This window comes from Bifidobacterium pullorum subsp. saeculare (genome assembly GCF_016899725.1).
Classification (GTDB): domain Bacteria; phylum Actinomycetota; class Actinomycetes; order Actinomycetales; family Bifidobacteriaceae; genus Bifidobacterium; species Bifidobacterium pullorum_C.
In genome coordinates this window covers 1-23,105 of record NZ_JACLYU010000025.1, presented here as the reverse complement: position 1 = coordinate 23,105, position 23,105 = coordinate 1, and the positions used below count along the sequence as shown (strand labels likewise).

Here is a 23,105-nt window from a genome sequence, read left to right as displayed (position 1 = left end):
TCCGCGCGGGACGGCATGCCTGCCGCCGGCCTCCATGGCCGCGCGCTGGCAGTGGTAGGCGCCGCGCCCGGGACCCGCCGCGCCGGGGGCGGCGGCGAGACCGGACCCGCCCCTGACCCGTTCCACGGCCCGCGTCTTCTCCCGGTTCGCCGGCCCCTCCGGGACGGGACGCGGGTCGCCGGCCTTTGGAATGCCGATGGTCTCCCTCGTCACCGCGTTCTCCAGACGCAGCTCCGCCATCCTCCGCCTCGGCTCGGCCGGATCGTCGCAGCCGTCGTCCGGCCGAGCGACGCGGACGTCGCGCTCCCTCGCCATGAGCCCGCCGATTCCTTCCCCCTCGAACGCCTCGGCCCACCTCCCCGCGCCCGTCGGCGAGCAGCCGGCGTCCCCGGCGACGGCGGCGCGGCTCTCCCCGGCGATCACGCGCCTGGCGGCCCCCGCCCTGGCATCAAGCGTATACGGCACACGCCGCCTCCCGGAATACCGCGGACCGCGGGACACCCAGTTCGCCAGCCCCGCCTCGGACGGATGGCCCGGCACCGCGATCGTCCTCCTCAACGACACGCCATCCCGGAAATACAGATCGACCGCCCCGCGAGGCTGCTCCTCGCCATACCTATCGGACTCCAATCCAGACACCCACGCGTCCAACCTTTCGTCCACACCCCCGTGTCTCATCGGGGGGTGAGCGTGAAACCGGGTCGGTCTGTTCGGCTGGTCGTATGGAAGACGGGACCACCATGGCGACGAAGCGGCAGGTCGCCCTCAGGTTCAGGGACGAGTATGTGAGGGCGTCGAAGAAGCGGAAGGGCGTCATCCTGGACAGGATGCGCGAGACGCCCGGGGTGGGCGGGGGCACGGCCAGGCGCCTGCTCGCCCAGGCCGGGCGGCATGGGAACGACGCGGCGCCGGCGGCGCGGGAGCGGCCGCGCCGGTATCCGGGCCAGTCGCGCGAGCCGCCGGTGCGGGTGCGGGTGTTGACGGACATGCCGTGCGGCAGGTATCCCAAGGCGATGCCGCCGCAGTGGCTGCCCGTGCCGCGCGGGCACGGGCAGCCGGACGAGTGGGACGGACACGCGCTCGGGGGGGCTTATGGCGATGGGCGCCTCGACGATCGACCGGTGCCTCAGGCCGGCGCGCGACGCCGCCCGCCCCAGGGGGTCGGCGGCCACGCGTCCGGCCGGCGAGCCGTCGCGCGACTCGATCACGATCAGGAAGGCCGGCGACGAGCCGGACGGCCTGCCCGGCAACGTGGAGGCCGACACCGTCGCCCGCTGCGGCCCCAGTCCCAAGGGCGGGTCCCGCCGCACCCCGGCCGTGGCCGACTTCGCCACCGGACGGGCCGGGAACGCGTCCGCCCGCAACAACGCGTACCGCGACCTCTCCCAGGCCGAGGAGAGGATCGAGGAGAGGATCCCGTTCCCGATCCGCTCCCACGACAACGACAACGGCGGCGAGTCCGTCGACGCGGACTCCATCGGCCACCTCCGGCGGCCCGACACCCAGCGGACCCGCGGCCGTCCCCACAGGAAGAACGGCCAGGCCACCGCCGAGCCCCGCGACAACCACGCCGTGCGCGAGCACGCGTTCCGACCGCCGGCGCGAACTCGCCGAACCCGACCTGTTGAACGAGCCGTGGCGGCCCGTGAGCGTCAAGGCCAACCCGTTCACCCCGTCCAAGAGACCCGTGGGACGCCCCGGCACCCGCGACGGACGCCCCAGACGCGTCCACGACCGGCCCATGACCCCATGGCGGCGGCCCGCAAGGTCCGACGAACAGGACCGGGCCGCCGGCGGACCCGGATACATCCCGGCCGAACGACGCGAACGCATCGAACGCCTGACCGCCGAGACGAACCCGGCCGAGCCCGTCCGCCGCACCCACGCCATCCAGGACCAGCCCGAGACCATGGCCGCCCCACGCACCCGACGCCTCGAGCAGCGCGCCGGCCCCGACACGCCATACTCGAACAGGACACCCGCACGCATCGCGGGCGCCCGACCGGAAGACAACAACAAAACCCCAGCCGACACCGACCAGGATTCCGCGCCCACCCCACGCAAGGCACCACTCCCGGTTCCGCACCCACTTTCAAATGAGGCACCTCGTACGCCCGCCCATGCCGTCCGTCGCCACGCAGCCTCCCTATACGGCAAACCATACTGTGAGTGCCAGTAAGAGTACGGTTCGCCGCACTGAAACAGTGCCCATACGGCAAACCGTACGCTCAGCGCCGCTCACAGTACGGTTCGCCGCATGAGGACCGTAGGAGTGCGGCAAAACGTACGCTCACGCGCCGCAAGAGTACGGTTCGCCGCACGGGGACCATGAGACTACGGCAAACCATACTGTGAGCACCAGTAAGAGTACGGTTCGCCGCACTGAGACCATGCCTATGCGTCAAACCGTACGCGCGGGATGCTCGCGGGACATACGCGGGGCGTGGCACGCGGGGGACGCGCGCCGGCTCACTGCGGCAGCACACCGACGTCGGCGGTGCGCACCACACGCTCGGTCTCGTGGCCGGCACCGTCGGCGACGCGCAGGGTGAGCGAGGCATCCGCGTTGAGAGCCACCGCCGTTCCCTCCAGTTCGGAACCATCCAGGTAATGGGCGACGGCGCGACGGCCAAGTGTCCAGCACCGCGGCGTCACCTCGCCACGCAGCCGCACAGCCGCATCACGCGGGTCGGCCAGGAACTCCGCCAGTCGCCGGCCGAGCGAGGCGACGATGCCCGCGGCGATGCGATCGACCAGCTCGTCAGCCCCGGGCAATCCGTCGGCCAGCAGGTGCAGCGAGGTCGCGACGCCGCCGGGCACACGGTCGGCCGGCACACGCAAATTGAGTCCGATGCCGACGACCACGACGGTATCCCGGCCGGCGGAGCCGCGCCCGTTCCCGGGTCCGCCCGCAGCGATTGTCCCATTGTCGCTCCTGGGACCGCCCGCAGCCATCGCGCTATCGCAGTTCCTGTCATCCGATCCGTCCGCAGTGACCGCCACGCCAGCCCCGCCGGCCGCATCCGCCTCGCTGGCCACATCCGCCTCGCTGGCCGTATCCGATCCGTCCGCCGCATTCGCCCCGTCCGTCTCGTCGGCGCTGCCGATCACATCCGCCCCCGGGAAGCAGGCCTGGCACAGGATGCCGCCGAGCTTGCGTCCGTCGGCGAACACGTCATTCGGCCATTTAAGCGCGAGCGGGCTCACGCCGCCGCGCCACCGCGCGCCGCCGCCGGCGAGTGCCTCCTCGATGCCGTCGAGCGCGGCCAGCCCGGCGAGCATCTGAATCCACCCATTCACCGACTCATCGGCGAGCACCGCCTGCGGCACCGCCGTCACGAACGACATCGTGAACGACTCCCCCGGTCGGCTCACCCACGTGTGGTCGAGGCGGCCGCGGCCGGCGGTCTGCCGGCCGGTCGACACCACCGCGACCTCGCCGGCCGTCACGCGCAGGCTTCCGTCCATCGTCATCCGCTGCGCCAAGGCGTTCGTCGACGGCGTCTCCGCCACCGCGACCACGCGCGCCGCCGCCCGCTGCGTGCGCGGCAGCCGCGGCGCGGGCGTTCCCATCGTCGCCATATCCAGCCCTCCCCGTCCGTGTGCCGTCAGGATTCCGCGGTCATTGTACGCGGGCGTCAGTCGGCCAGGATCACGACGGCGGAGGCGACCGGTCCGTCGTGGCTCAGGGAGACCTGCCAGCTGGGCGCGCGCGAGGCGGAGGCCGCGGGCGGCGACGGCCGGGCGGCGCGCAGGGCGGCCGCCGGGGAGATGGCGGCGGGGCCGACGGGACTGACGGGACCGGCGGCAGGGGGCGCGCCGGCGGCCGCCGGGCCGTACTGCGGCAGGGAGGCGAGCAAAGTGCGGGTCACGTCGTTGGCGAGGCGGATGTGCGGGCGGCCGCGACTGTCGTCGAGAATCTCGATGCGGCTCCAGGGGAAGTCGTCGAGCGTGTAGGGGCTAGGCAGGTCGCCAAGCGCGGCCTCCCAGGCTTTGAGCGTGGCCTCCTTGCCGGCCCATTTGGCGGCCAGATGCACGGCCTCGCCGTCGTGCTTGGCCTGCGCGCGGGCCGTGGCCTGCCGCAGCTCGCGCACGGAGAATAGGCCGCGCATGCGCGTGCCAGGTTCGGTCAGCTGCGCGGTGAATGCCGCGACGTCGACCACGTCATGCCCCAGTCCCAGAATGCCCATACCTGCCATGGTATGGGTGCGCGGGCCGGCGCGGGCCGCAAACGCGTGAAGTCCATGCGGCAAACCGTACGCTCACAAGCCGCAAGAGTACGGTTCGCCGCATGAGGACCGTAGGAGTGCGGCAAACCGTACGCTTACGCGCTGTAAGAGTACGGTTTGCCGTGTGAGGAGGCCATGGTGGCCCGGACTAGGCCACCCGACCGGGCTGCCCACCCGGACTAGACCCCACCCGGACTATGCCACCCGGGCTAGGCCAGATGGTGACGATTCCGACGCTGCTTCGCCAGTAGCGCGGCAGCGCCGGCAAGCAGCAGCGCGCCCAGGCCCGCGATGAGCAGGATGCGCCCGGTCGCGCCGCCACCGGTGAGCGGCAGGTGCGACACGCCGATGAACCGGTTGGCGACGGTCACGGTCTGGTCGTACAGGCCGATGGTCCCGCCGAGCGCATCCTCGAACTCGTCCGTGGTCTGGGTCGTGCCGGGGTCCGGCGACGCGTCCGCCGCAGCCTTGGCGGTCTGAGTGTCCTGTTGTTCCGCGTCTTTCCCGGCGACGGTCAGCGTGGTGTTGCCGAAGATATAGCCACCGGGTAACTCGTGCCCGGATTCGGAGATCTCCCGGACCGTGTAGGTGACGCCGTACAGGCAGGGGATGCGCAGCGCCTGCCCAGCCTTGAGCGAGACGATGGCCGTGCCGTTCTTATCGAACGTCACCTTCTGCGTGACCGGCTTTCCATCGACGGTGGTCACCGGGTTCCCCTGCGGGTCCTCGAGGGTCGCCGTGATGGTGCCGGTGGCCTTGCCGTCCGCCGTGGCGAAGGGGGTACCACCGGACTGGTCCTGACCGTCCCCGGTGCCGGAGACGTCGCCAGACTTGGTCTGGCTGTTTCCACCGCCGGATTCCTGCCCGCCGGTGGTGATGCGGAAGTGGAAGGTGGCGTTGGACGGGGTTATGTCCGTGCCGTCGGCGCCGACGACACGCTTGGCGACGACGAGATCCGTGCTCGTCGGATAGATGGCCGTGCCGTTGTTGCCAAGATACTGGGCGAAATGCTCGCCCGATTGCTTGGGCTGCGCGACTTCGGCTCCCTCGTAGCCGCTGTCGTTCTGATGGTGATGCTCGGAGAACCGGTTCATGGCCGCCGTGCCGGTGTCGTTCCCGCCCGCTGCTTTGGGGAGCTCCAGCCGGTGCATGTTCCACACGCGGATCGCGCCCTTGAGCATCGTGGCCTTGCCGTCCCTGACGGTCAGCGTGTCGACATGGTCCTCCATGTAGGCGTTGAGCTCGCTGCCTGACATCGACAGCCAGCCCGGGAACTGCCTGGTCAGCTTGGAGGTGCTGTCCTCGTTGTGGTCCTCGTGGTCCCAGTACGGCACACTGATCCAGTAGGTCGTCGAGTCGTCGAAGTCGAGGGTCTGGACCGGGTCGAAGTCCTGCTCCGCGGTCAACTTGTCCAGCCTCGATTCAGGGGTGTTCGCCGTGATGTCGCCCGGATTCTTGGCGGTGTAGATCACCGTGTCCTGCTGCAGGTAATAGAACGGGTCGGTTTCGGCGGGGGTGAACGTCGACGTGGCATCGCCCACGCTGATCGCGTTGTGCCCCAGATGGTTGCGTGTCTGATTGCTGAAGACGTTGCTGTCGAAGCCGATCATGCCGCTGTCCCCGGCATGCCGGCCCCCGACCTCCGTGAGATAGTTGGGATCAATCTTGGACGCGTCCACGCAGCGCGTGGTCGCATCCTTGTCCTCGCCGGGGCAGTCGACCAGGATGCCGTCCTGCATGCCGGTCGAGTAGATGAGGCGGATCGGCAGCATGTTGTTGTCCTGGTTGCCGACGACATTGCCGATGCATTTGCCGTTCTCGTCGAAGGTGAGCTTGTTGTAGCGCACGGGGATGAGGGTCGCGGGGATGAGGACCTTCAGGGTCTGGTTGCCGTTCTTGTCCGTGGTGGCGCTGATCTTGAGGTCGTCCAGGTGCGTCTCCGGGTAGAGGTCGTTCTTCACCTCTCCCGAGAACGTCCAGGTGTGGACCGTGTTGCCCTTGTCGTCCTTGCTGACGGAGCCTCTCATGGCGGCCTCGCGCCTGGCCTCAACGTCCGCATCGTCGGACGTGCCGGCGGGCGGGGTCGGTTCAAACGACTGCCCGTTGAAGATGATGCCCTTGACGCGTTTGATCTCCATGTACCGGCCGATTGGATCGGTGTAGGTGATGTAGCCGGAGGTGGTCGAGTCGCCGCCGGTCACCTTCGTCGGCACCTTGGGCTTCGTGTTCGTGATGGTGCCGGCGATGGAGTCCAGGATCACGTCCCAGTCGAGCTTGCCGCTCGTATCCTTCTCGATGACTTGGTACTGGTCCGGTTCCACGAAGAAGAGGTCCTCCCAGGTCAGCGCCTGCTGGCCGGAGGAATCCTCGTTCTTGATGGTGTGGGTGAACCACCCATCCCCCACTGCGGCCGATCCGGCCCCCGTGGTGAAGGACTTGGCATACCCTTGGAATTTCACATCGAACGCGCTCTGGCTCTGCCCCGTGTGGTCGTTGGGGAACGGATGCTCGTTCGCGTATGTCTCGTTCAGGCGGTTCGGATTCAGCACGATGCGGGCGAGCACCGGGCTGTTGGCCGTCTCCGGCAGCACACCCACCGTGAAGAGCTGGAGCGCATAGTCCTGGGACGGCGAATCCGGGGAGGACGGGTCCTTCGCCTTGGCTGGGGCGGGGGCATCGGCATCCTTGCTGTAGGCCGCGGAGACCTGCTTCTTGCAATACGCGATGGTCATCATCGTGGCGAAGGCCTGGGCCTCGCGCCACCAATCGGACATCACCTGTTCCTTGCCGTTCTTGAGATCACGCTTGTACTCGTGCTTCTGGATGATGGGATTGCCCTCATCGGAACCGCATTCCTTGCGGGCAACGGCGACGTCAAAAGCAGAGCATTCCCCGTTGTTCCACCCTGCCTCATAGTCCGGGGCCCGGTTCTCGTTGTACACGGGGTCGGCGCTGTTCTTCTCCGGCTTGGTGATGTGGACGCTGGCGATCTTGGGGTCGCCCTCGCTCATGAGGATCATCGCCGGCGGTAGACTCAGCGCAGGCCGGCGACATCGAACGAGGTCGTCGTGGTCCCGTTGCTCAACGTCTGCGTCGCGGCCGCCTGGCTGCCCTCGGGCGTCGGCACGGCGTTGTCGCCCGCTTGGTACGAGACGAAGACGCGGGCCGGCCACGCCTCCTGGCTGGGAACGGCATTCTTGTCTTTGTCGAAATCCAGAGCCAGCCCTTTGGACCCCGGCAGCTGGTTCGGCAGGCACTTCACTCCGCCGTCCGCCGGGTTCAGGTCCATCTTGTCGCAAGAGTTCTCTTCGTTATGAGGGTCGGTTCCCTCCTTGTAGAAGCTTGTGAACTTCAGCCGCTGCGCGCGCATCGTCACCGACCCCGGCTTGTAGTGGGCGAGCGGCAGCAGCGTCACGGCGGTGTTGGAATAGCCAATCAGGGCGACGCGGTTGTTCTTGCTCGTCCCCATCAGCTGATTGATCGTCGCGGTCATCGCCTCGAGCAGGGACTGGAGCTTGCCGCTGTCCGAATTGCTCATCGGGGACAGGTCCATGATCAGCACCGTGTCGGTGGGGGGTGCTCAGGCTGCCGATCTCCAGCGTGGATGTGGCCAGGGCGGAATAGGTGGTGAGGAAATCCTCGTCGGCATCGATGCTGTACGTGGCGACCGTACTGCCGCTGTTTTCGGGATTGGTGAACTCCAACCCCTTGTCGCTCACCGTCTTGTCGGTCCAGATGCGGCCGTTGAACTGCGTCGAATACTTATGGCTCACGCCCTTGACGCTGTCGTAGGTGTCGCGGGTGTCCGCATCGGCCAGATGCTGCACCTGGCGCGACGCGGCGGCAGCGGCCACGGTCGCGGCACCCCCTCCGCGCCGGTATCAGCCAGCGCGGTGCCGGGCGCGACCATCGCCGCTGCCAACGTGACGACGGCTGCCAGCGCGCCCATCAGGCGCGTGCCGAGGCCGGGTCCGTCGTGTCGTCGCATATGCGCCATCATCCATCCTCATCGCAATCATCGAAGCCCCCCATGCAAACGCCGGGTGACCACGGATTCCCCCGAAGGCATCGCATCATCTGAATGTCGTGGAGAATGCCGGGCCAGCCACCAGCCATTGGGACAAGGCCATGCTCTTACCACCGCGGAACCACCCGCGATGCGCCTTATGCTGACGTGGACATCGACCTGTGCCGACTTGCCCAGTCGAAGGTAATATGCTATCCGCCTCGCACAACCAGCCACGCCATGCGCCACACCATGCGCCCGTGACCTTGCTCACACCGCCATACCCCGCCACCCCCGCCACAACGCGACGAGCCGCCGGACACGCGGTCCGGCGGCTCGTCAGTGGTTCAGCCCCGAAGATCAGCCCCGGGGCTCAGCCTCGGGGATCAGGCCTCGAAGTAGCCGTCCTTGCCCAGGCGGGCGTTCGGGTCGAGCAGCATGGCCTTCTCCACCTCGTGGGCGTCGTAGGTCTTGCTGTCCTCGTGGAAGCGGCGGTTGTCGATCGGCTCGTACAGCGGAGCGCGGCCCATCATGCCTTCCTCGAAGCGGCGCTGGCCGGCCTCGAGGCGGGCGTTCGCGCGCTCGCGCCACGCCTCCAGGGCGTCCTCACCAGCGGTGTGGGCCACGGAAGCCTCGAAGGCGCCCGGGTTGACGATCGCCACGAAGCCGCTCACATGGCCGAAGCCGAGCGAGGTGGCCAGGCCGGCCTTGACGACGCCGACATGCAGCGGCCGCTTGAGCCAGACCATGTGGTCGTCGCGGCGGAGCTTCGGATCCACGCAGTCGAGCGCCGCGTTGGCCGGGATCACCCCGGAGGCGAACAGCTGCGTCAGGCCGTTGACCTGGAAGATCGCGGCGCCGCCCTTCGCGTGGCCGGTCACGGTCTTCTGCGAAATCACGAACAGCGGGTTGCCGTCGGTGCGGCCGATGGCGTGCGCCAGCGTGTTGTGCAGCTCGGACTCGTTCGGGTCGTTCGCGTTGGTGGACGTGTCGTGCTTGGAGACCACGGCGATGTCGTCCGGGGTCACGCCGAGCGCGGCCAGGTCCTTGACCAGCTTCGAGTCGCGCCCGCCCAGGCCGGCGGCCAGGGCACCCAGGCCCGGGGCCGGAATCGAGGTGTGCGCGCCGTCCGCGTACGAGTGGATGAAGCCGACCACGCCGGCCACCGGCAGACCCATCTTCAGCGCGATGTCACCGCGCGTCAGCAGGATCGTGCCGCCGCCCTGGGCCTCCAGGAAGCCGCCGCGGCGACGGTCGTTCGCACGCGAGAAGAAGCGCGCGTCGATGCCCTTGGCGTACATCTCGCCGGAGTTGGCGGTGGCGTTCATGTTGCCGAAGCCGATCACGGACTCCACGCCGATGTCGTCGATCGCGCCGGTGACCACGAAGTCGGCCTTGCCCAGGGCGATCTTGTCGAAGCCCTCCTCCAGCGACACCGCGGCGGTGGCGCAGGCGGAGACCGGCTGGATCATGTTGCCGTAGCCGCCGATGTAGCTCTGCATCACATGCGCGGCCACGACGTTCGGCAGGGCCTCCTGCAGGATGTCGGTCGGGATCTCGTGGTTGAGGAAGCGGTCGAGGTACAGCTTACGCATCGAGTGCATGCCGCCGAAGCCGGTGCCCTGCGTGCTGGCGACCATCGACGGGTGGATGGCCTGCAGCACCTCGGTCGGCGTGAAGCCGGCGGAGAGGTAGGCGTCCACCGTGGTGACGATGTTCCACAGCGCGATCGGGTCCACGTCGCCGACCATCGAGGCGGGGATGCCCCACTTGACCGGGTCGAAGCCCTTCGGGAACTGGCCGCCGACGGTGCGGGTCATCGTGGCGCGGCGCGGCACGCGGATCATCGCGCCCGCGTGGCGGGTGACGGTCCACTCGCCGGACTCGACGTCCGGGGCGACGGTGGTGTGCGCCTCGTCGTACTTGACGTACTCGCGGGCCACGTCCTCGGTGGGCACAGAGAAAGTGACGTCGTGGTCGAGGAACACCTCGGCCTCCTCCTCGTCGGCGCCGTCCTTGTAGTCGGCGCCCATGCCCTCCTCGAAGGGACGGATGCCGGAGCGGGCCACGACCTCGTCGTGGTAGCGCTCGGCTATGTCCTCCTCGGGCACGAGGTTGCCGTCCGTGTCGTACCAGCCCGGCTTCGGGGAGTCCTGCCAAGTGAGCAGGCCCATATTCCAGGCGAGTTCGAGCACGGCGCCGGCGGACAGGTCCACGGTGCCGTCGGAGTGGATGCCCAGCTCCGCCTCGAAGCGGGTGCGGCCGGAGCCCCACGGGCCCAGCTCTCCGACGGAGACGATGACGATCTCGTCCTCCGGGCGGGCGGTCACGCCCTGCCAATCGGCCAGGTCGACGGCCGGCTGGCGGCGCGGACGCGGCGTCGGCAGCGCCTTGATCATCGTGGCGGAGGAACCACCCTCCGACGCTGACGCGTCACCTCCCGCCAGCGGGAGGCTGGCCGAGCCACCCTCACCCGCTGCGCGGGAGCTCCCGCCAGCGGGAGCCGAAGCGGCGGACTGGGCCTGGCGCTCGGCGTCGGCCATCGCCTCGGCCCGGAGGGCCTTGATGTCGATCGGCTCGTTGCCCAGGCCGCCGGTCAGGTCGACGTCCAGCGGGTGCTCGACGGCCTCGGCGCGCGACGCCGCCGTGCACAGGTCGAGCAGCCGGGCCGCGATCTGCTCGGTGGAGTACGTGTGGATGCCGTGGCGCTCGACGACCTCGACGAGCGGGTCGTTGCCGCCCATGAGGCCGGTGCCGCGCACCCAGCCGATCTTCGGGTGGGCGAAGGTGACGCGGCCGCTCCACACCTTCTCGGCGCGGGCGCGGTTGACGATCGCGTCGAAGGCGCTCTTGACCTCGCCGTAGGCGCCGTCGCCGCCGAAGATGCCGCGGTTCGGGGAGCCGGGGAGCACGACGTGCAGCTTGTGCTGCACGTTCGTGTCGGCGCCGATGGCGGACAGGCCGACAATCGCGCGCTCGACGCCCCAGAGCATGAGGCGCGCCTGCGACTCGAACAGCTCGCCGGAGTCGGCCAGCGTGCCGTGCACCGGCGGGGCCGCGAACGGGAAGAACAGCGTCGGCTCGTACGCGGGCTTGAGGATCGTGGTGGTGGCGCCGGTGGTCTTCTTCTGCACGTTGCCGATCCAGGCGACCAGCGCGTCCACGTCGCGGTAGCTCGACAGGTTGGCGGGCACCAGCCACAGGCGGGCGTCGCCGGCCGCGTGCTCGCGGTAGGCCTGCTTGGCCCACGCCTTGATCGACGGGCGGAAGCTGTGCGAGGTGGCGATCACGGTGGCACCGCCGGCCAGCAAGCCGTCCACCACCTGCGCGGCGATGGAGTTCGGGCTCACGCCGGTGACGACGGCCACGTCGCCCGCGAAGCGCACGGCGTCGCCGGCCGGGGCGGCCATCGCCTCGTCGGCGATGCGTCCGAAGGCGGCCTTGAGGTCGGCGTCCTCGGTGCGGGCGGCGAACCACGCGGCCTCGTCGGCCACGGCCTTGCCCAGCCCGGCGAAGCTGCCCTTGAGCTCGGCGCCGTTGTAGAAGGCGTCGGCCAGGTCCTCGCGGGCGGAGGCCCAGCGGTCGTCGAAGAGGATGGCCTTGGCGGCGTCGAAGCGCGGCTCGACCTGCTTGGGCCAGTCGGAGCCGAGCTCGGCGTTCACGGCCTCGACCACGGCGGCGTTCTCGTCCTCGCCGGCGGCAGGGGCCGGAGCGGCCACGCCGAGCTTATCGAGCACGAAGCGCGCGGTGGCGGCGAGCACGCCGTTGGAGCCGGTCACCTGCTCGGCGAAGGCGTCGAGGGCGGCGGAGTCCACGACCGCGCCGCCGGCGGCGCCACCGGCGCTCGGCAGGGCGACGTTCACGCCGTGGGCGGCGGCCACCTTCTGCACGGCCGCGTCGATCAGGTCGTTCGCGGCGGCGGAGGAGGCGACGGGCTCGACGGGCAGGGACGCGAGGTCACCACCGCGCGAGGAGGCGCCCTCGCGGGTCTCGAGCACCAGGGCGGCGACCACGTTGGACGCCCAGCCGGCGCCGAGCTGCCACACGTCGGTGACGCGCTTCTCGATGCCGGAGACCTTGACGCCGGCGGCGCCGAAGATGCCGCGGATGCGGTCGCGCACGATGTCGCCGAGCACCGGGCCGAAGGCCTTGTAGTTCGGGGCGACCTTGTTCACGATGCCGTTGAGCGTGTCGATGCTCGCCTCGGCGGCGCCGTCCACGCTGGCCACGCCCAGCTCGGAGCTGATGTCCATGAGCAGCTGGTTGCGGCGCGAGGACACGCCGTTGGTCAGCGTGTCGGTGGTGTCGTTGGCGCCGATCTGGTCGGGGCGCACCTTGGCCGAGTAAGCCAGCAGCGTGCCGATCGCATCGGAGGCCTTGTAGGGCAGGTCCGCCACGGAGGTGCCGGAGACGGCGCCGGCGGCCGGGGCAGCGGCGGCTGGCGCCGCCGTACCACCCTCACCCGCTGCGCGGGAGCCCCCGCCAGCGGGAGCCGAGCCGGCGGAACCACCCTCACCCGCTGCGCGGGAGCTCCCGCCAGCGGGAGCCGCAGCGGTCTGGCCCCCGCTGGCGGGGGCTGTCTGCGCAGCAGACTGGGGGTGGTCCGCGGCCGGGGCCTCGGCCTCCGACTCCTCGTCCTGCACCAGCGGGTCGGAGTCGGTCATGTACACGCGGCCCTCGTCGCGGCCCACGTTGTACACGGTCACGTCGCGGCCGGCGAACTCGGGCAGGCGCAGCGTCTTGGCGGCCATGTTGGCCAGCGTCGGCGAGTTGCCCAGGCCGACCTCCACGCACTCCTCGACGCCCAGGCCGCCCTTCTCGGCGGAGGTGAACATGAGGTTCTGCGTCTCAATCCAGCGCACCGGGGAGGCGAACTGCCAGGAGAGCAGCTCCGTCAGGAGCAGGCGGCCGAGCTTCTGGTCGTCCTCGGCATAGGAGTCCCACACCTTCGGGTCGTCCAGCGCGGCCTTGATGCGCTCGGAGGGCACCACCTCGAGGATCTTGGCGGCGAACTCCTTGGTCATCTGGAACGGCGTGGCCACCAGGTTCGGAATATAGCGACCCTCCAGACGGCTGTAGTCGATGTGCTGCGGCAGCAGCGCGTCGAGCTTGTCGCGGAAGTCCGGCACGCCCTTGCGCAGCATGCGCGAGTGGAACGGCACGTCGATGCCCGGCAGCAGCATGAACGGCTTGCGGCCGCCCGCCTCCTTGGCGCGCTTCTCCGCGTCGGCACCCAGGGCCTTGAGGCCCGCGATGGTGCCGGCGATCACGTACTGCGAGCCGGAGAGGTTGTAGTTGACGATCTGCAGGAACTCGCCGGTCTGCTCCGCGATCGACTCGACGTACGCGGTCACGCCGTCGTCGCCGATGCCGAACTGGTTGGAGCGCAGCGCGCCCATGCGGTAGTTCGTGCGGCCGTTCTCGTCGCGCTCCACCAGGGAGTCCATCGCCGAGCCGCGGTGGAACACGAGCACGAGCTCGGTCTCCAGCGGAATGATGCCGGCGAAGGCGCTCAGCGCGTTGTACTCGCCCAGCGAGTGGCCGGCGAACACGGCGGGCCACACGTCGCTGCCGGACTCGCGCAGACGCGCGGTCTGCACGAAGGCCACGGTGGCCAGCGCCACCTGTGTGAACTGCGTGAGGTTGAGCAGGCCGTCCGGATGGTAGTAGCGCACGCCGTTGGCGACGAGCTCCTTCGGGTTATCGCGCACGACGGCGATGATCGAGAAGCCGAGCTGCTCGCGGGTCACGCGGTCGGCGCGCTCCCACACCTCGCGGGCCACGGCGGACTTGGCGCGCTGGTCGAGCTCCATGCCCTGCTTCTGGATGCCCTGGCCGGGGTAGACGAACGCGGCCTTCGGCGCCAGCGTGACGGCGGTGCCGCGGGAAACGAGCTGGCCGTCGATGCGGCAGGTGACCTCCAGGGCCATGCCGCCGTGGCGCACCTTGCCCACGCGCTCGACGGAGATCTCCACCTCGTCGTCGAGCTGCACCATGCCGTACATGTTGTAGGTCCAGCCGGCGATCTCGTAGTGGGCGCCCTTCTCGTCCAGCGCCTGCACCGCGTGCTGGGCGGTGGCGGACAGCCACATGCCGTGCACGAGCGGGGCGGCCAGGCCGGAGATGGCGGCGCCGCGCTTGGAGGTGTGGATCGGGTTGAAGTCGCCGGAGGTGCGGGCGAAGGCGGTCATGTCCTTCGGCGCGCGCACCTTGACGCGGCGCAGCAGGCGGCGCGGCGTCGGGTCGATGAGCTCGTCGGTGGCGGGCTTGCCGTCGAACGCGAACATCGTCTCCTTGGCGACGATCGCCTCGCCGTGGGTGGCCAGCCAGTCGCCGTAGTCGGGGGCCTCGGCCGGCAGCGCGTCGGAGTAGACGCGGCCGCGGATCGCGAAGCGCTCGGTCTCGCGGGCCAGCAGCGTGCCGTCGGCGGCGCGGTGCTCCAGGTGGATCGTCACCACGCGGCCGGAAGCGGACTCGAAGTAATCCTCCGCCCAGGAGGTGAGGCTGATCGTCTCGCCGACGTGCTTGAGTAGCTCGTCCTCGGTCTCCTCGAGCTCGATGAGGTGGTCGAGGTGCACCGCGTTGAGCAGGCCCTCGATCACCGGGTAGCCCTTGACATACACGGAGCCGAGCGCCGCGTAGATGGCCGGCCAGGCGGGGCCGACGAGCGCGTCGGGGGCGATGCGCGAGGCGCGCAGCGTGCCCGGCAGGGCGCCGCCGGTGGCCGCCTCGTGGTCGTAGCCGAGGTTGGCGGACAGCGTGTAGGTCGCGTGCGCAGTGCCGAACGGCCAGTCCGCCGAAGCGGCGGAGGCCGCCGCACCACCCTCCGGCGCTGACGCGCCACCTCCCGCCAGCGGGAGGCCCTCGCTCTGGCCCCCGCTGGCGGGGGCTGTCTGCGCAGCAGACTGGGGGTGGTTTTCGGCGGAGCCGACGTAGCGGTGCTGGGCGTCAGCCACGCCGCCGGTCACCTCCGGCATCGCGGTGAGCTGGTCGCCGGTGATGGCGGTGTTGCCGATGCCGGCGGTGGCCGCGAGCATCGCGTACACGTCGGGGATCAGGCGCGCGCGGTTGACGACCGGCATCGCGCCGTCGTTGCTTTCGCGCACGGTCAGCGGGATGACGATGTCGCGCACGGCGTGCTTGGAGGCGCCGCCGTCCGGGTCGTCGTCCCAGAAGGTGTCGAGGTGGATGTCGAGGTCGTACTCGCCGGCCGCGGCGTCCACGGTGCGGATCTCGTAATGCGGGTCGCCGACGGCGGTGCCGTAGGCCGGGTTGTCGGTGACGTGGCCCACCCAAGAGATGTTCGGGGACTTGCGGATGAACTCCTCGGCGGTCGCGGAGTCGCCGAGCACCGCGTATTCCTCGGTCTCGGGGGCGCCGGCAAGCGCCTTGGCGCGCTCGATGGCGACGGTTTCGAAGCGGCCGAGGATGTCGGCCACCGGCTCGTCCACGGTGGTGATGCCGGCCACGGAGATCGGGCCGGGGATCACGCGCACGGAGTCGGCGGAGTAGCGGGCGTCCTCGGACTGCCACAGCTGGTCCTGACCCCACCAGCGCAACAGGTCGTTGTCGATCTGCGGCACGAAGGGCATCGGCTTGTGGTACTCGTGGATCAGCGTCGGGAACCAGGCCACGTCGGCCGGGGTCACCTTGAGCTCGGCGACGGCCGGGTAGGCCTGGCGCAGCGTGGCGATGGCGGCCTTGGGATCGGCCTCCACGTCGGCGCGGGAGGCGAACAGCGAGGCGAACTCGCCGCTCTCCTGGTCGCGCACGCGGGCCTCGATGCGCTGCAGCAGGTGCAGGAAGCGGTCGGCGTAGGTCTCGTCCGCCCACGGGAAGCTGAGCTCGGCGAAGCGCTCGGCCCACTCAAGGTAGGCCATCGTGTCGAGGTCGCCGAAGTACGGGCGGGAGGTCTTGTTGAGGGCCTCGATGATCTCCTCGCGGCGAGTCTGCAGCTCCTCCGGGTGCTTCATCACGCGCACGAGCAGGCGGCCGCACTCGGCGGAGGAGTTCTCCACCTCGTAGATGTCCGCGTGCAGGTGGGACAGGCCGGAGGAGACGCCGCCCTTCATCGGCTGGCCGGAGGGCACCCACTGCTCGCCGGCGGGGGCGAAGGGGTCGGCGTGCTCGCTGCGGGCGGGCATGCCCTTGGTCTTGACCAGCAGCTGCTTGACCTGCGGGCTGGTCTTGGCCTCCTTGGCGGTCATCACGGCGGTGCCGACGAGCACGCCGTCCACCGGCATGTCCGGCAGGTCGTACACGCGGGCCCACTGGCCGGACAGGTAGTCGGCGGCGCGGTCCGGGGTGCCGATGCCACCGCCGGCGACGAGCACGAGGTTGCTGCACGCGCGCACCTCGGCGTAGGTGTTCATGAGCAGGTCGTCGAGCGACTCCCACGAGTGGTGGCCGCCGGCGGAGCCGCCCTCCACCTGGACCATGATCGTGGTGGGGGCCACGGCCTTGGCGATACGCACCACCTGGCGGATCTGGTCCACGGTGCCGGGCTTGAAGGTCACGTACGGCATGCCGTCGGCCTGCAGCGAGTGGATGAGCTCCACGGCCTCGTCGAGCTCGGGCACGCCGGCGGAGATGACCACGCCGTCGATCGGGGTGCCGGACTGGCGCTTCTTCGGCACGATGCGGCTGGTGCCGAACTGCAGGTTCCACAGGTAGCGGTCCATGAACATCGCGTTGAACTCGACGGTGCGGCCCTCGTCGAGCAGCGTCTCGAGCTTGGCGACGTTGCGGTCGAACACGTCGGCGGTCACCTGGCCACCGCCGGCCATCTCGGCCCAGTAGCCGGCGTTCGCGGCCGCGGCCACGATCTCCGGGTCCACGGTGGTGGGGGTCATGCCGGGCAGCAGCACCGGCGGCTTGCCGGTCAGGCGGGAGAACTTGGTGACGAGCTTCTCGCCGGCCGGGGTCTTCACCACGCGCGGGGCGAAGGCCTTCCAGTTCTGGGTGCGGGCCGGGGTCTCGTCCATCGTGGACAGCTCGGAGCGGGCGGCGATGGTGTCCGCCTCCACGACGCCGATGCCGGTGCCCTGCACGAGGTTGCCGATGAGCTTGCCGAGCGTGGAGCCGGGACCCAGGTCGAGAATCCAGGTCTGCGCCGGGTCGGCGTCGGCCAGCAGCTGCTTGATGCGGGCGGACCAGTCGACGTGGTTGTACAGCACCTCGGCGGCGAGCTCGCGCACGCGGTCGGCGTCGAAGCCGCAGGCCTTGGCCCACTCGACGGTCTGGTCGACGCCCTCGGCCATGAGCGGGGAGTGGAACGGCAGCGTCACGTCGAGGTACTCGAGCACAGGGGCGAACACGTCGCCGCCGCGCACCTTCTCCTCGCGCAGCTTGGCCTGCTTGGCGTGCTCCTTGTCCACCTCCACACCGAAGGAGGCGAGGTCGTCCGGGAAGCCGGAGAGCACGTGGTGGCTCGCCGAGTTGGTCACGGCGATGGCGATCGGGCCGCGCGGGTTGCTCACGCGGGCGGCCAGCGCCTCGACCTGCGCCTTGGTGGCGCCGCGCACGGAGAGCATCGGGGTGGCCTCGCCGTGCTTGGGGTTGAGCGCGAGCTCGCGGGCGCGGCGGGTGCCGGCGGCGCCGATGAGGGCGGCGGTGGCGAGGATCTCGTCAATCTGGGTGCGGGCGGCTTCGATGGAGCCCGCTTCCTCGATGACCTTGACCATGTGCACGGCGAGCACGCCCTGGGAGTGGCCGAGCACGGCGATCGGCTTGGCCGTGGTCACGTCGTAGCCCAGGTTGGCCAGGTCGAGCAGGGCGCCCAGCTGCGTCAGGGCGATGCCCTCGACGGAGGCGGTGGCGTCGGCCGCCTCGCCCAGGCGCGCCGGGTTCGGCTCGAAGCCGAAGAGGTCGACCGGCCGGCCGGTGGTGGCGAGCAGGTCGGCGTTGACCGGCGTGAGCATGCGGTAGGCCGCGGCCGCGTGCTCCTTGAGCGCGGTCTCGAGGCCCGGGTCGCCGGTGAGGTCCGCGAGCGCGACCGGCCACGGGGTGGACTGGCCGGCGAACGCGAGCGCATGCGGCTCGCTGTTCAGGCGGTTGAGGAAGAAGCTAGTGTCGCTCATTCGTGTTCCTTACTTGTGTTGTGGAAATCTTAAAAAATCACAGGGGCTGGTTGCCGTGGTGCTTCGTCGTGCGGCGCACGCGGCGCTTGCTGGCGAGCATCGCGAGGGATTCGGCGATGGCCTGGCGGGTCTGCTCGGGGTCGATCATCGCGTCGATCTGCCCGGTCTCCAGCGACAGGTTGGCGTTGACGGTCGTCCTCTCGTAGTCGTCGGCGAGCCTGCGGCGCAGCGCGTCCACGTCGCGGCCGGCCTCCTTCTCCTTCTGCAGGTCCTTGCGGTGGATGATGTTCACCGCGCCGGTGGCGCCGAGCACCGCGATCTGGGAGGAGGGCCAGGCGAAGTTCATGTCCGCGCCGATGGCCTTGGAGCCCATCACGATGTACGCGCCGCCGAAAGCCTTGCGCAGCACCACGGTGACGAGCGGCACCTGCGCGTTGGCGTAGGCGTAGATCACCTTGGCGCCGCGGCGGATGATGCCGGCGTGCTCCTGGTCGGAGCCGGGCTTGTAGCCGGGGGTGTCCACCAGCGTGATGACGGGCAGGTTGAACGCGTCGCACAGACGCACGAAGCGGGCCACCTTCTCGGAGGAGTCCACGTCGAGGATGCCGGCGTTCACGTTCGGCTGGTTGGCCACCACGCCCACCGGATGGCCCTCCACGCAGCCGAAGCCGACCACGGCGGAGCGGGCGAAGAGCTCCTGCACCTGCACGAACTCGCCATAGTCGAGGATGCAGCGGATCACATCGAGCACGTCGTAGGGCTGGCGGTCGTTGTCCGGCACGATGGTGGCCAGGCGCTTGGCGGTCTCGCGGTCGGCGCGGGTGGCGGCGTAGGCGAAGGCGGGCGGGTTCTCGTCCGAGTTGGACGGCAGGTACGCGAGCACGGTGCGCGCGTAGTCGATCGCGTCGGCCTCGTCCTCGCCCAGGTAGTGGGCCACGCCGGAGACCGTGTTGTGCACGGTGCCGCCGCCGAGGTCCTCCATGCTGATCGTCTCGCCCGTGGCGGCCTTGACCACGTCGGGGCCGGTGACGAACATGTTGGAGTTCTCGCGGGTCATGATGATGAGGTCCGTCAGCGCCGGGCAGTACACGGCGCCGCCGGCGCAAGGGCCCAGGATCAGGCTCAGCTGCGGCACGAAGCCGGAGGCCTCGCAGGTCTTGCGGAAGATATGGCCGTACTCGGTCAGCGCGGCCACGCCCTCCTGGATGCGCGCGCCGCCGGAGTCGATGAGCGCCACGATCGGGATCTTCAGGTCGAGGGCGCGGTCCATGAGGCGGCAGACCTTCTCGCCCTCGGCGCGGCCCAGGGAGCCGCCGTTGACGGAGAAGTCCTGGGCGTACACGGCCACCTTGCGCCCGTACACCTCGCCGAAGCCGGTGATGACGGCCGCGCCGGCCTTGCCGCCGTTGATGTCGCCGCCGGCGAAGCGGCCGATCTCGATGAAGGAGCCGGCGTCGAAGAGCAGGTCGAGGCGTTCGCGCGCGGTGCGCTTGCCCTTGGCGTGCTGGCGGGAGACGGCGCGCTCCTCGGCGTCGCGGGCCAGCTCGGCGGCCCGGGCGACGGCGGCGCGGATCGGCTGGCGGCCGTCCTCGACGGCCCCGTCGCCCTTGACCACGACGCCGGGGACGTCGGCCAGATGCTTGACGCCCTGTTTCACGGACTGTTCCACGGCCTGGCGGATGGCCGGGGCGGAGATGATGTCGGTCACTTGGACGCCTCCTCGCTCGCCTGCGGGGCCGCGGCGGCCGCACCGGCCGCGCCGGCGGCGCCGTCGGCGTCGCGGTGGCCGTCGCCGGGTTTGCTGGCGCCCTTGACGTCCATCGTGACCAGCGTCTCGCCGGCCTCGACGCCCGCGCCGGGGCCGACGAGCACCTTGGTGACGGTGCCGGCGGTGGGCGCGTACACGTAGTTCTCCATCTTCATCGACTCGAGCACCACCAGCAGGTCGCCCTTGGCGACCTCCTGGCCCTCGGCCACGTTGATGCGGGTGACCACGGCCTGCATCGGGGCGGCGATGACGCCCGGCACCGCGGCCTGGGCCTCGCGGGCGCCGCCCACGTGGTGCAGCCCCTGGCCGCGCAACGGCTGGGTCGGCATCTTGGCGCCGCGGGCGCGGGCGCCACCGGTGAGGGAGTCGACAATGTCCATCGGCACCGTGAGCTTGACGCGACGGTCGTTCATCTCGATGACGAAGCTCTCGGTCGGCGTCTGCTTCGGCTCGGCGTCGCCGCCGGCCAGGGAGGCCGGCTGGCCGGCGGCCGAGGAGCCCGGCTTGCGGTTCAGGTACTTGCGTTCCAGCCACTTGGTGGAGATGTCGAAGGGATGGCCGTGCTCGGCGGTGAACTCGTCGTCGTTGAAGATCTGCTCGAAGAGGCTGGCCGGGGTGGGCACGCCCTCGATGTGCAGCTCGGCCAGGGCGCGGCGCACGCGCGCGACGGCGGCGGCGCGGTCCTGCGCGGTGACGACGAGCTTGCCCATCATCGAATCGAACTTCGGGGAGACGGTGTCGCCGGTCTCCACGCCGGAATCGACGCGGATGCCGGGGCCGGAGGGCCATTCCACGCGGGTGAGCGTGCCGGAGCTCGGCGTGAGGTTGGTGGCGGGGTCCTCGCAGGTGATGCGCAGCTCGAAGGCGTGGCCGCGGGGCTCCGAGGCCTTGGTGAGCGTGCCGCCGTCGGCGATGACGATCTGCTCGCGCACCAGGTCCAGGCCGCTCACCTGCTCAGAGACGGTGTGCTCCACCTGCAGGCGGGGGTTGACCTCCAGGAAGTAGACCTTGTGCTGCGGGGTGACCATGAACTCGCAGGTGCCCAGGCCCACGTAGTCCACGGCCTCGAAGAGGTTGCGCGAGTAGCCCTCCAGCTGCAGCTGGACGTCCTTGGGCAGGAAGGGCGCGGGCGCCTCCTCGACGAGCTTCTGGTTGCGGCGCTGCACGGTGCAGTCGCGCGTCGAGTAGACGGTGAAATTGCCGTGGGAGTCGCGGCCGGCCTGCGTCTCCACATGGCGGGCCTTGTCCACGAAGCGCTCCACGAAGTACTCCTTGAGGTCGCCGCCCTGCAGGGAGTCGTGGTTGAGGTAGAAGCCACGCAGCTCGTCGTCATTGCGCACCACGGTGATGCCGTGGCCGCCGCCGCCATCGGTGCGCTTCATCATGATCGGGTAGCCGTGCGTATGCGCGAAGTCGAGCAGCACGTGGATGTCCGAGACCGGCTCGGAGATGCCTGGCACCGGCGGCACACCGGCGCCCTTGGCCACGCGGCGGGCGGTGATCTTGTCGCCCAGGTCCACCAGCGCCTCCGGCTTCGGGCCTATCCACGCGGCGCCGGCGGCGATCACCTTCCGCGCGAAGGACGGCACCTCCGAGAGGAAGCCGTAGCCCGGATGCACGGCGTCTGCGCCGGAGCGGCGCAGGATCTCCAGCATGAGGTCCTCGTTGAGGTAGGTGTCCTTGTAGGTGTCGCCGGAGAGCAGATACGCCTCGTCGGCCATGTCCACATACTGGGAGTCACGGTCCTGCTCGGCGTACACTGCGACCGTGCCGATGCCCATCTCGCGCGCGGTGCGCACCACGCGCAGGGCGATCTCGCCGCGGTTGGCGATCAATATCTTCTTGACAATATGCCCCATAATGTCACCATTGTTCCGCAAGGAATTGACGTTCACAAGACAAGCGTCTACAAAATCCCGCGTGCGCTTTTGTGCGCTTCCACAATCGGCTCCGCAACCCGGGCGCGGTAGGCTCGCGGAAGACAGGCGGATGCGGGGGGCGTCCGGCCCGGTCTGGTCTGGCTTGGCTTGGTCCGGCCCATCCCAGCTCGGCTTGGCCCCCTCCCCCGGCGGTTTCGAGGGAGGTCCACCACGCAGCCCCCCGGCACCGCGCCCGTCCGCGCCACCCATCGCATCCTTCGGGAAGGAGTCCCCATGCACACCACCGATCCCCGTCGTTCCTCCCGCACCGGCGAGGCCGCCGCGCTGCCCGTCGCGGCCGGCGCCGGCCTGGCGCGCCGCGTCGCCGCCGCGAGCTGGCGCCCCGTGCTGTTCGCCGTGCTGCTGTGGCTGGCCACGGCCGCCGGCGCCGTCCCGGTGCCGGGCATCCCCACGCCGATCACGCTGCAGACCTTCGTGGTGATGATGGCCGGCATGATGATGCCGTGGCGCCAGGCGGGCGCCTCGGTCGCCCTGTATCTGGCCGCCGGCGCGGCCGGCCTGCCGGTGTTCGCCGGCGGCACGTCCACGATGGCGCTGGTCGGCCCGGACGCCGGCTTCCTGCTCGGCTTCCTGCCTGGCGTGGTGGTGGTCGCGCTGCTGCGCAGCCATCGCCAGGCCTCAGGCGCCGTGGCGACGGCGTTGGCCGGCGTGCGCAACCTTGCGGCCGCGCTGATCGGCGGCGTGGCCGTCGTATACGCGACCGGCTTCGGCATCCAGGCCGCGATGCTGCACCTGCCGCTGACGACCGTGGCCGTCGCCAGCGCCGCCTTCATCGTCGGCGACATGGCCAAGGCCCTGGTCGCGGCCGGCGCCGCCACGGCCCTCGCCAAGCTGCGCTGAGCGCAAGCCCTTGAAGACGGCTGTGCCCCGGCGTGGATGCCGGGGCGCAGTCGTTCCGCAGCGCCATGGGCGGACTATTCCCGTTCGTTGGGGCGCTTGGATGACGTAATCCGGTTTGAACTGCGTCCCGGAAGTTGGACTTGTTAAGTCATAGCGGTCAGGCTGCCTTTTGCAGGGCTCGGTCCCGGTATTCCACCGGGGTCATGCCGTCGAGCTTGACCTGTCTTCTCACGTGGTTCCATC

At 70.1% G+C, this 23,105-nt stretch carries 8 protein-coding genes and 2 pseudogenes; 1 reads left to right on the top strand and 9 read right to left on the bottom strand.

The window, feature by feature from the left end; translation table 11 throughout:
• The 8 genes and pseudogenes from H7U32_RS08585 to H7U32_RS08550 all read right to left on the bottom strand — a co-directional run.
• Nucleotides 1–558, bottom strand: a pseudogene (locus H7U32_RS08585) (IS3 family transposase); the annotation flags it as partial.
• A gap of 1,911 nt (nt 559–2,469) precedes the next feature.
• Nucleotides 2,470–3,582, bottom strand: a complete 1,113-nt coding sequence (locus H7U32_RS08580; RefSeq protein WP_204469661.1) for a biotin--[acetyl-CoA-carboxylase] ligase — start codon at nt 3,580–3,582, stop codon at nt 2,470–2,472.
• Nucleotides 3,583–3,638: 56 nt separating this feature from the next.
• Entirely contained in the window at nt 3,639–4,190 is a 552-nt protein-coding gene (locus tag H7U32_RS08575; protein ID WP_204469660.1) for a holo-ACP synthase, read from the bottom strand.
• 248 nt (nt 4,191–4,438) lie between these two features.
• Nucleotides 4,439–7,249 (bottom strand): Ig-like domain-containing protein, encoded by a 2,811-nt coding sequence (locus H7U32_RS08570; RefSeq protein ID WP_204469659.1) that lies wholly within the window; start codon nt 7,247–7,249, stop codon nt 4,439–4,441.
• A 14-nt stretch (nt 7,250–7,263) separates the two neighbouring features.
• On the bottom strand, nt 7,264–7,782 hold the full coding sequence (locus H7U32_RS08565; RefSeq protein WP_440201452.1) for a vWA domain-containing protein: 519 nt from the start codon (nt 7,780–7,782) through the stop codon (nt 7,264–7,266).
• 839 nt (nt 7,783–8,621) lie between these two features.
• Nucleotides 8,622–18,314, bottom strand: a complete 9,693-nt coding sequence (locus H7U32_RS08560) for a type I polyketide synthase (protein WP_204469657.1) — start codon at nt 18,312–18,314, stop codon at nt 8,622–8,624.
• 37 nt (nt 18,315–18,351) lie between these two features.
• Nucleotides 18,352–19,893 (bottom strand): annotated as a pseudogene (locus H7U32_RS08555) (acyl-CoA carboxylase subunit beta); the annotation flags it as partial.
• A gap of 125 nt (nt 19,894–20,018) precedes the next feature.
• Entirely contained in the window at nt 20,019–21,941 is a 1,923-nt protein-coding gene (locus H7U32_RS08550) for an acetyl/propionyl/methylcrotonyl-CoA carboxylase subunit alpha (RefSeq protein ID WP_204469655.1), read from the bottom strand.
• Nucleotides 21,942–22,235: 294 nt separating this feature from the next.
• Between H7U32_RS08550 and H7U32_RS08545 the strand changes: the two genes are divergently transcribed.
• Nucleotides 22,236–22,862, top strand: a complete 627-nt coding sequence (locus tag H7U32_RS08545) for a biotin transporter BioY (protein WP_204469654.1) — start codon at nt 22,236–22,238, stop codon at nt 22,860–22,862.
• A 157-nt stretch (nt 22,863–23,019) separates the two neighbouring features.
• Here the strand turns inward: H7U32_RS08545 and H7U32_RS11815 are convergent.
• On the bottom strand, nt 23,020–23,105 hold an 86-nt coding region (locus H7U32_RS11815), incomplete at its 5' end, for an IS3 family transposase (RefSeq protein ID WP_369122467.1).

Bases quoted from the DNA above. Each gene is read 5' to 3' on its own strand.
- H7U32_RS08580 (WP_204469661.1), bottom strand. From the start codon at position 3,582: ATGGCGACGATGGGAACGCCCGCGCCGCGGCTGCCGCGCACGCAGCGG.
- H7U32_RS08565 (WP_440201452.1), bottom strand. From the start codon at position 7,782: ATGGACCTGTCCCCGATGAGCAATTCGGACAGCGGCAAGCTCCAGTCC.
- H7U32_RS08575 (WP_204469660.1), bottom strand. From the start codon at position 4,190: ATGGGCATTCTGGGACTGGGGCATGACGTGGTCGACGTCGCGGCATTC.
- H7U32_RS08570 (WP_204469659.1), bottom strand. From the start codon at position 7,249: ATGATCCTCATGAGCGAGGGCGACCCCAAGATCGCCAGCGTCCACATC.
- H7U32_RS08550 (WP_204469655.1), bottom strand. From the start codon at position 21,941: ATGGGGCATATTGTCAAGAAGATATTGATCGCCAACCGCGGCGAGATC.
- H7U32_RS08560 (WP_204469657.1), bottom strand. From the start codon at position 18,314: ATGAGCGACACTAGCTTCTTCCTCAACCGCCTGAACAGCGAGCCGCAT.
- H7U32_RS08545 (WP_204469654.1), top strand. From the start codon at position 22,236: ATGCACACCACCGATCCCCGTCGTTCCTCCCGCACCGGCGAGGCCGCC.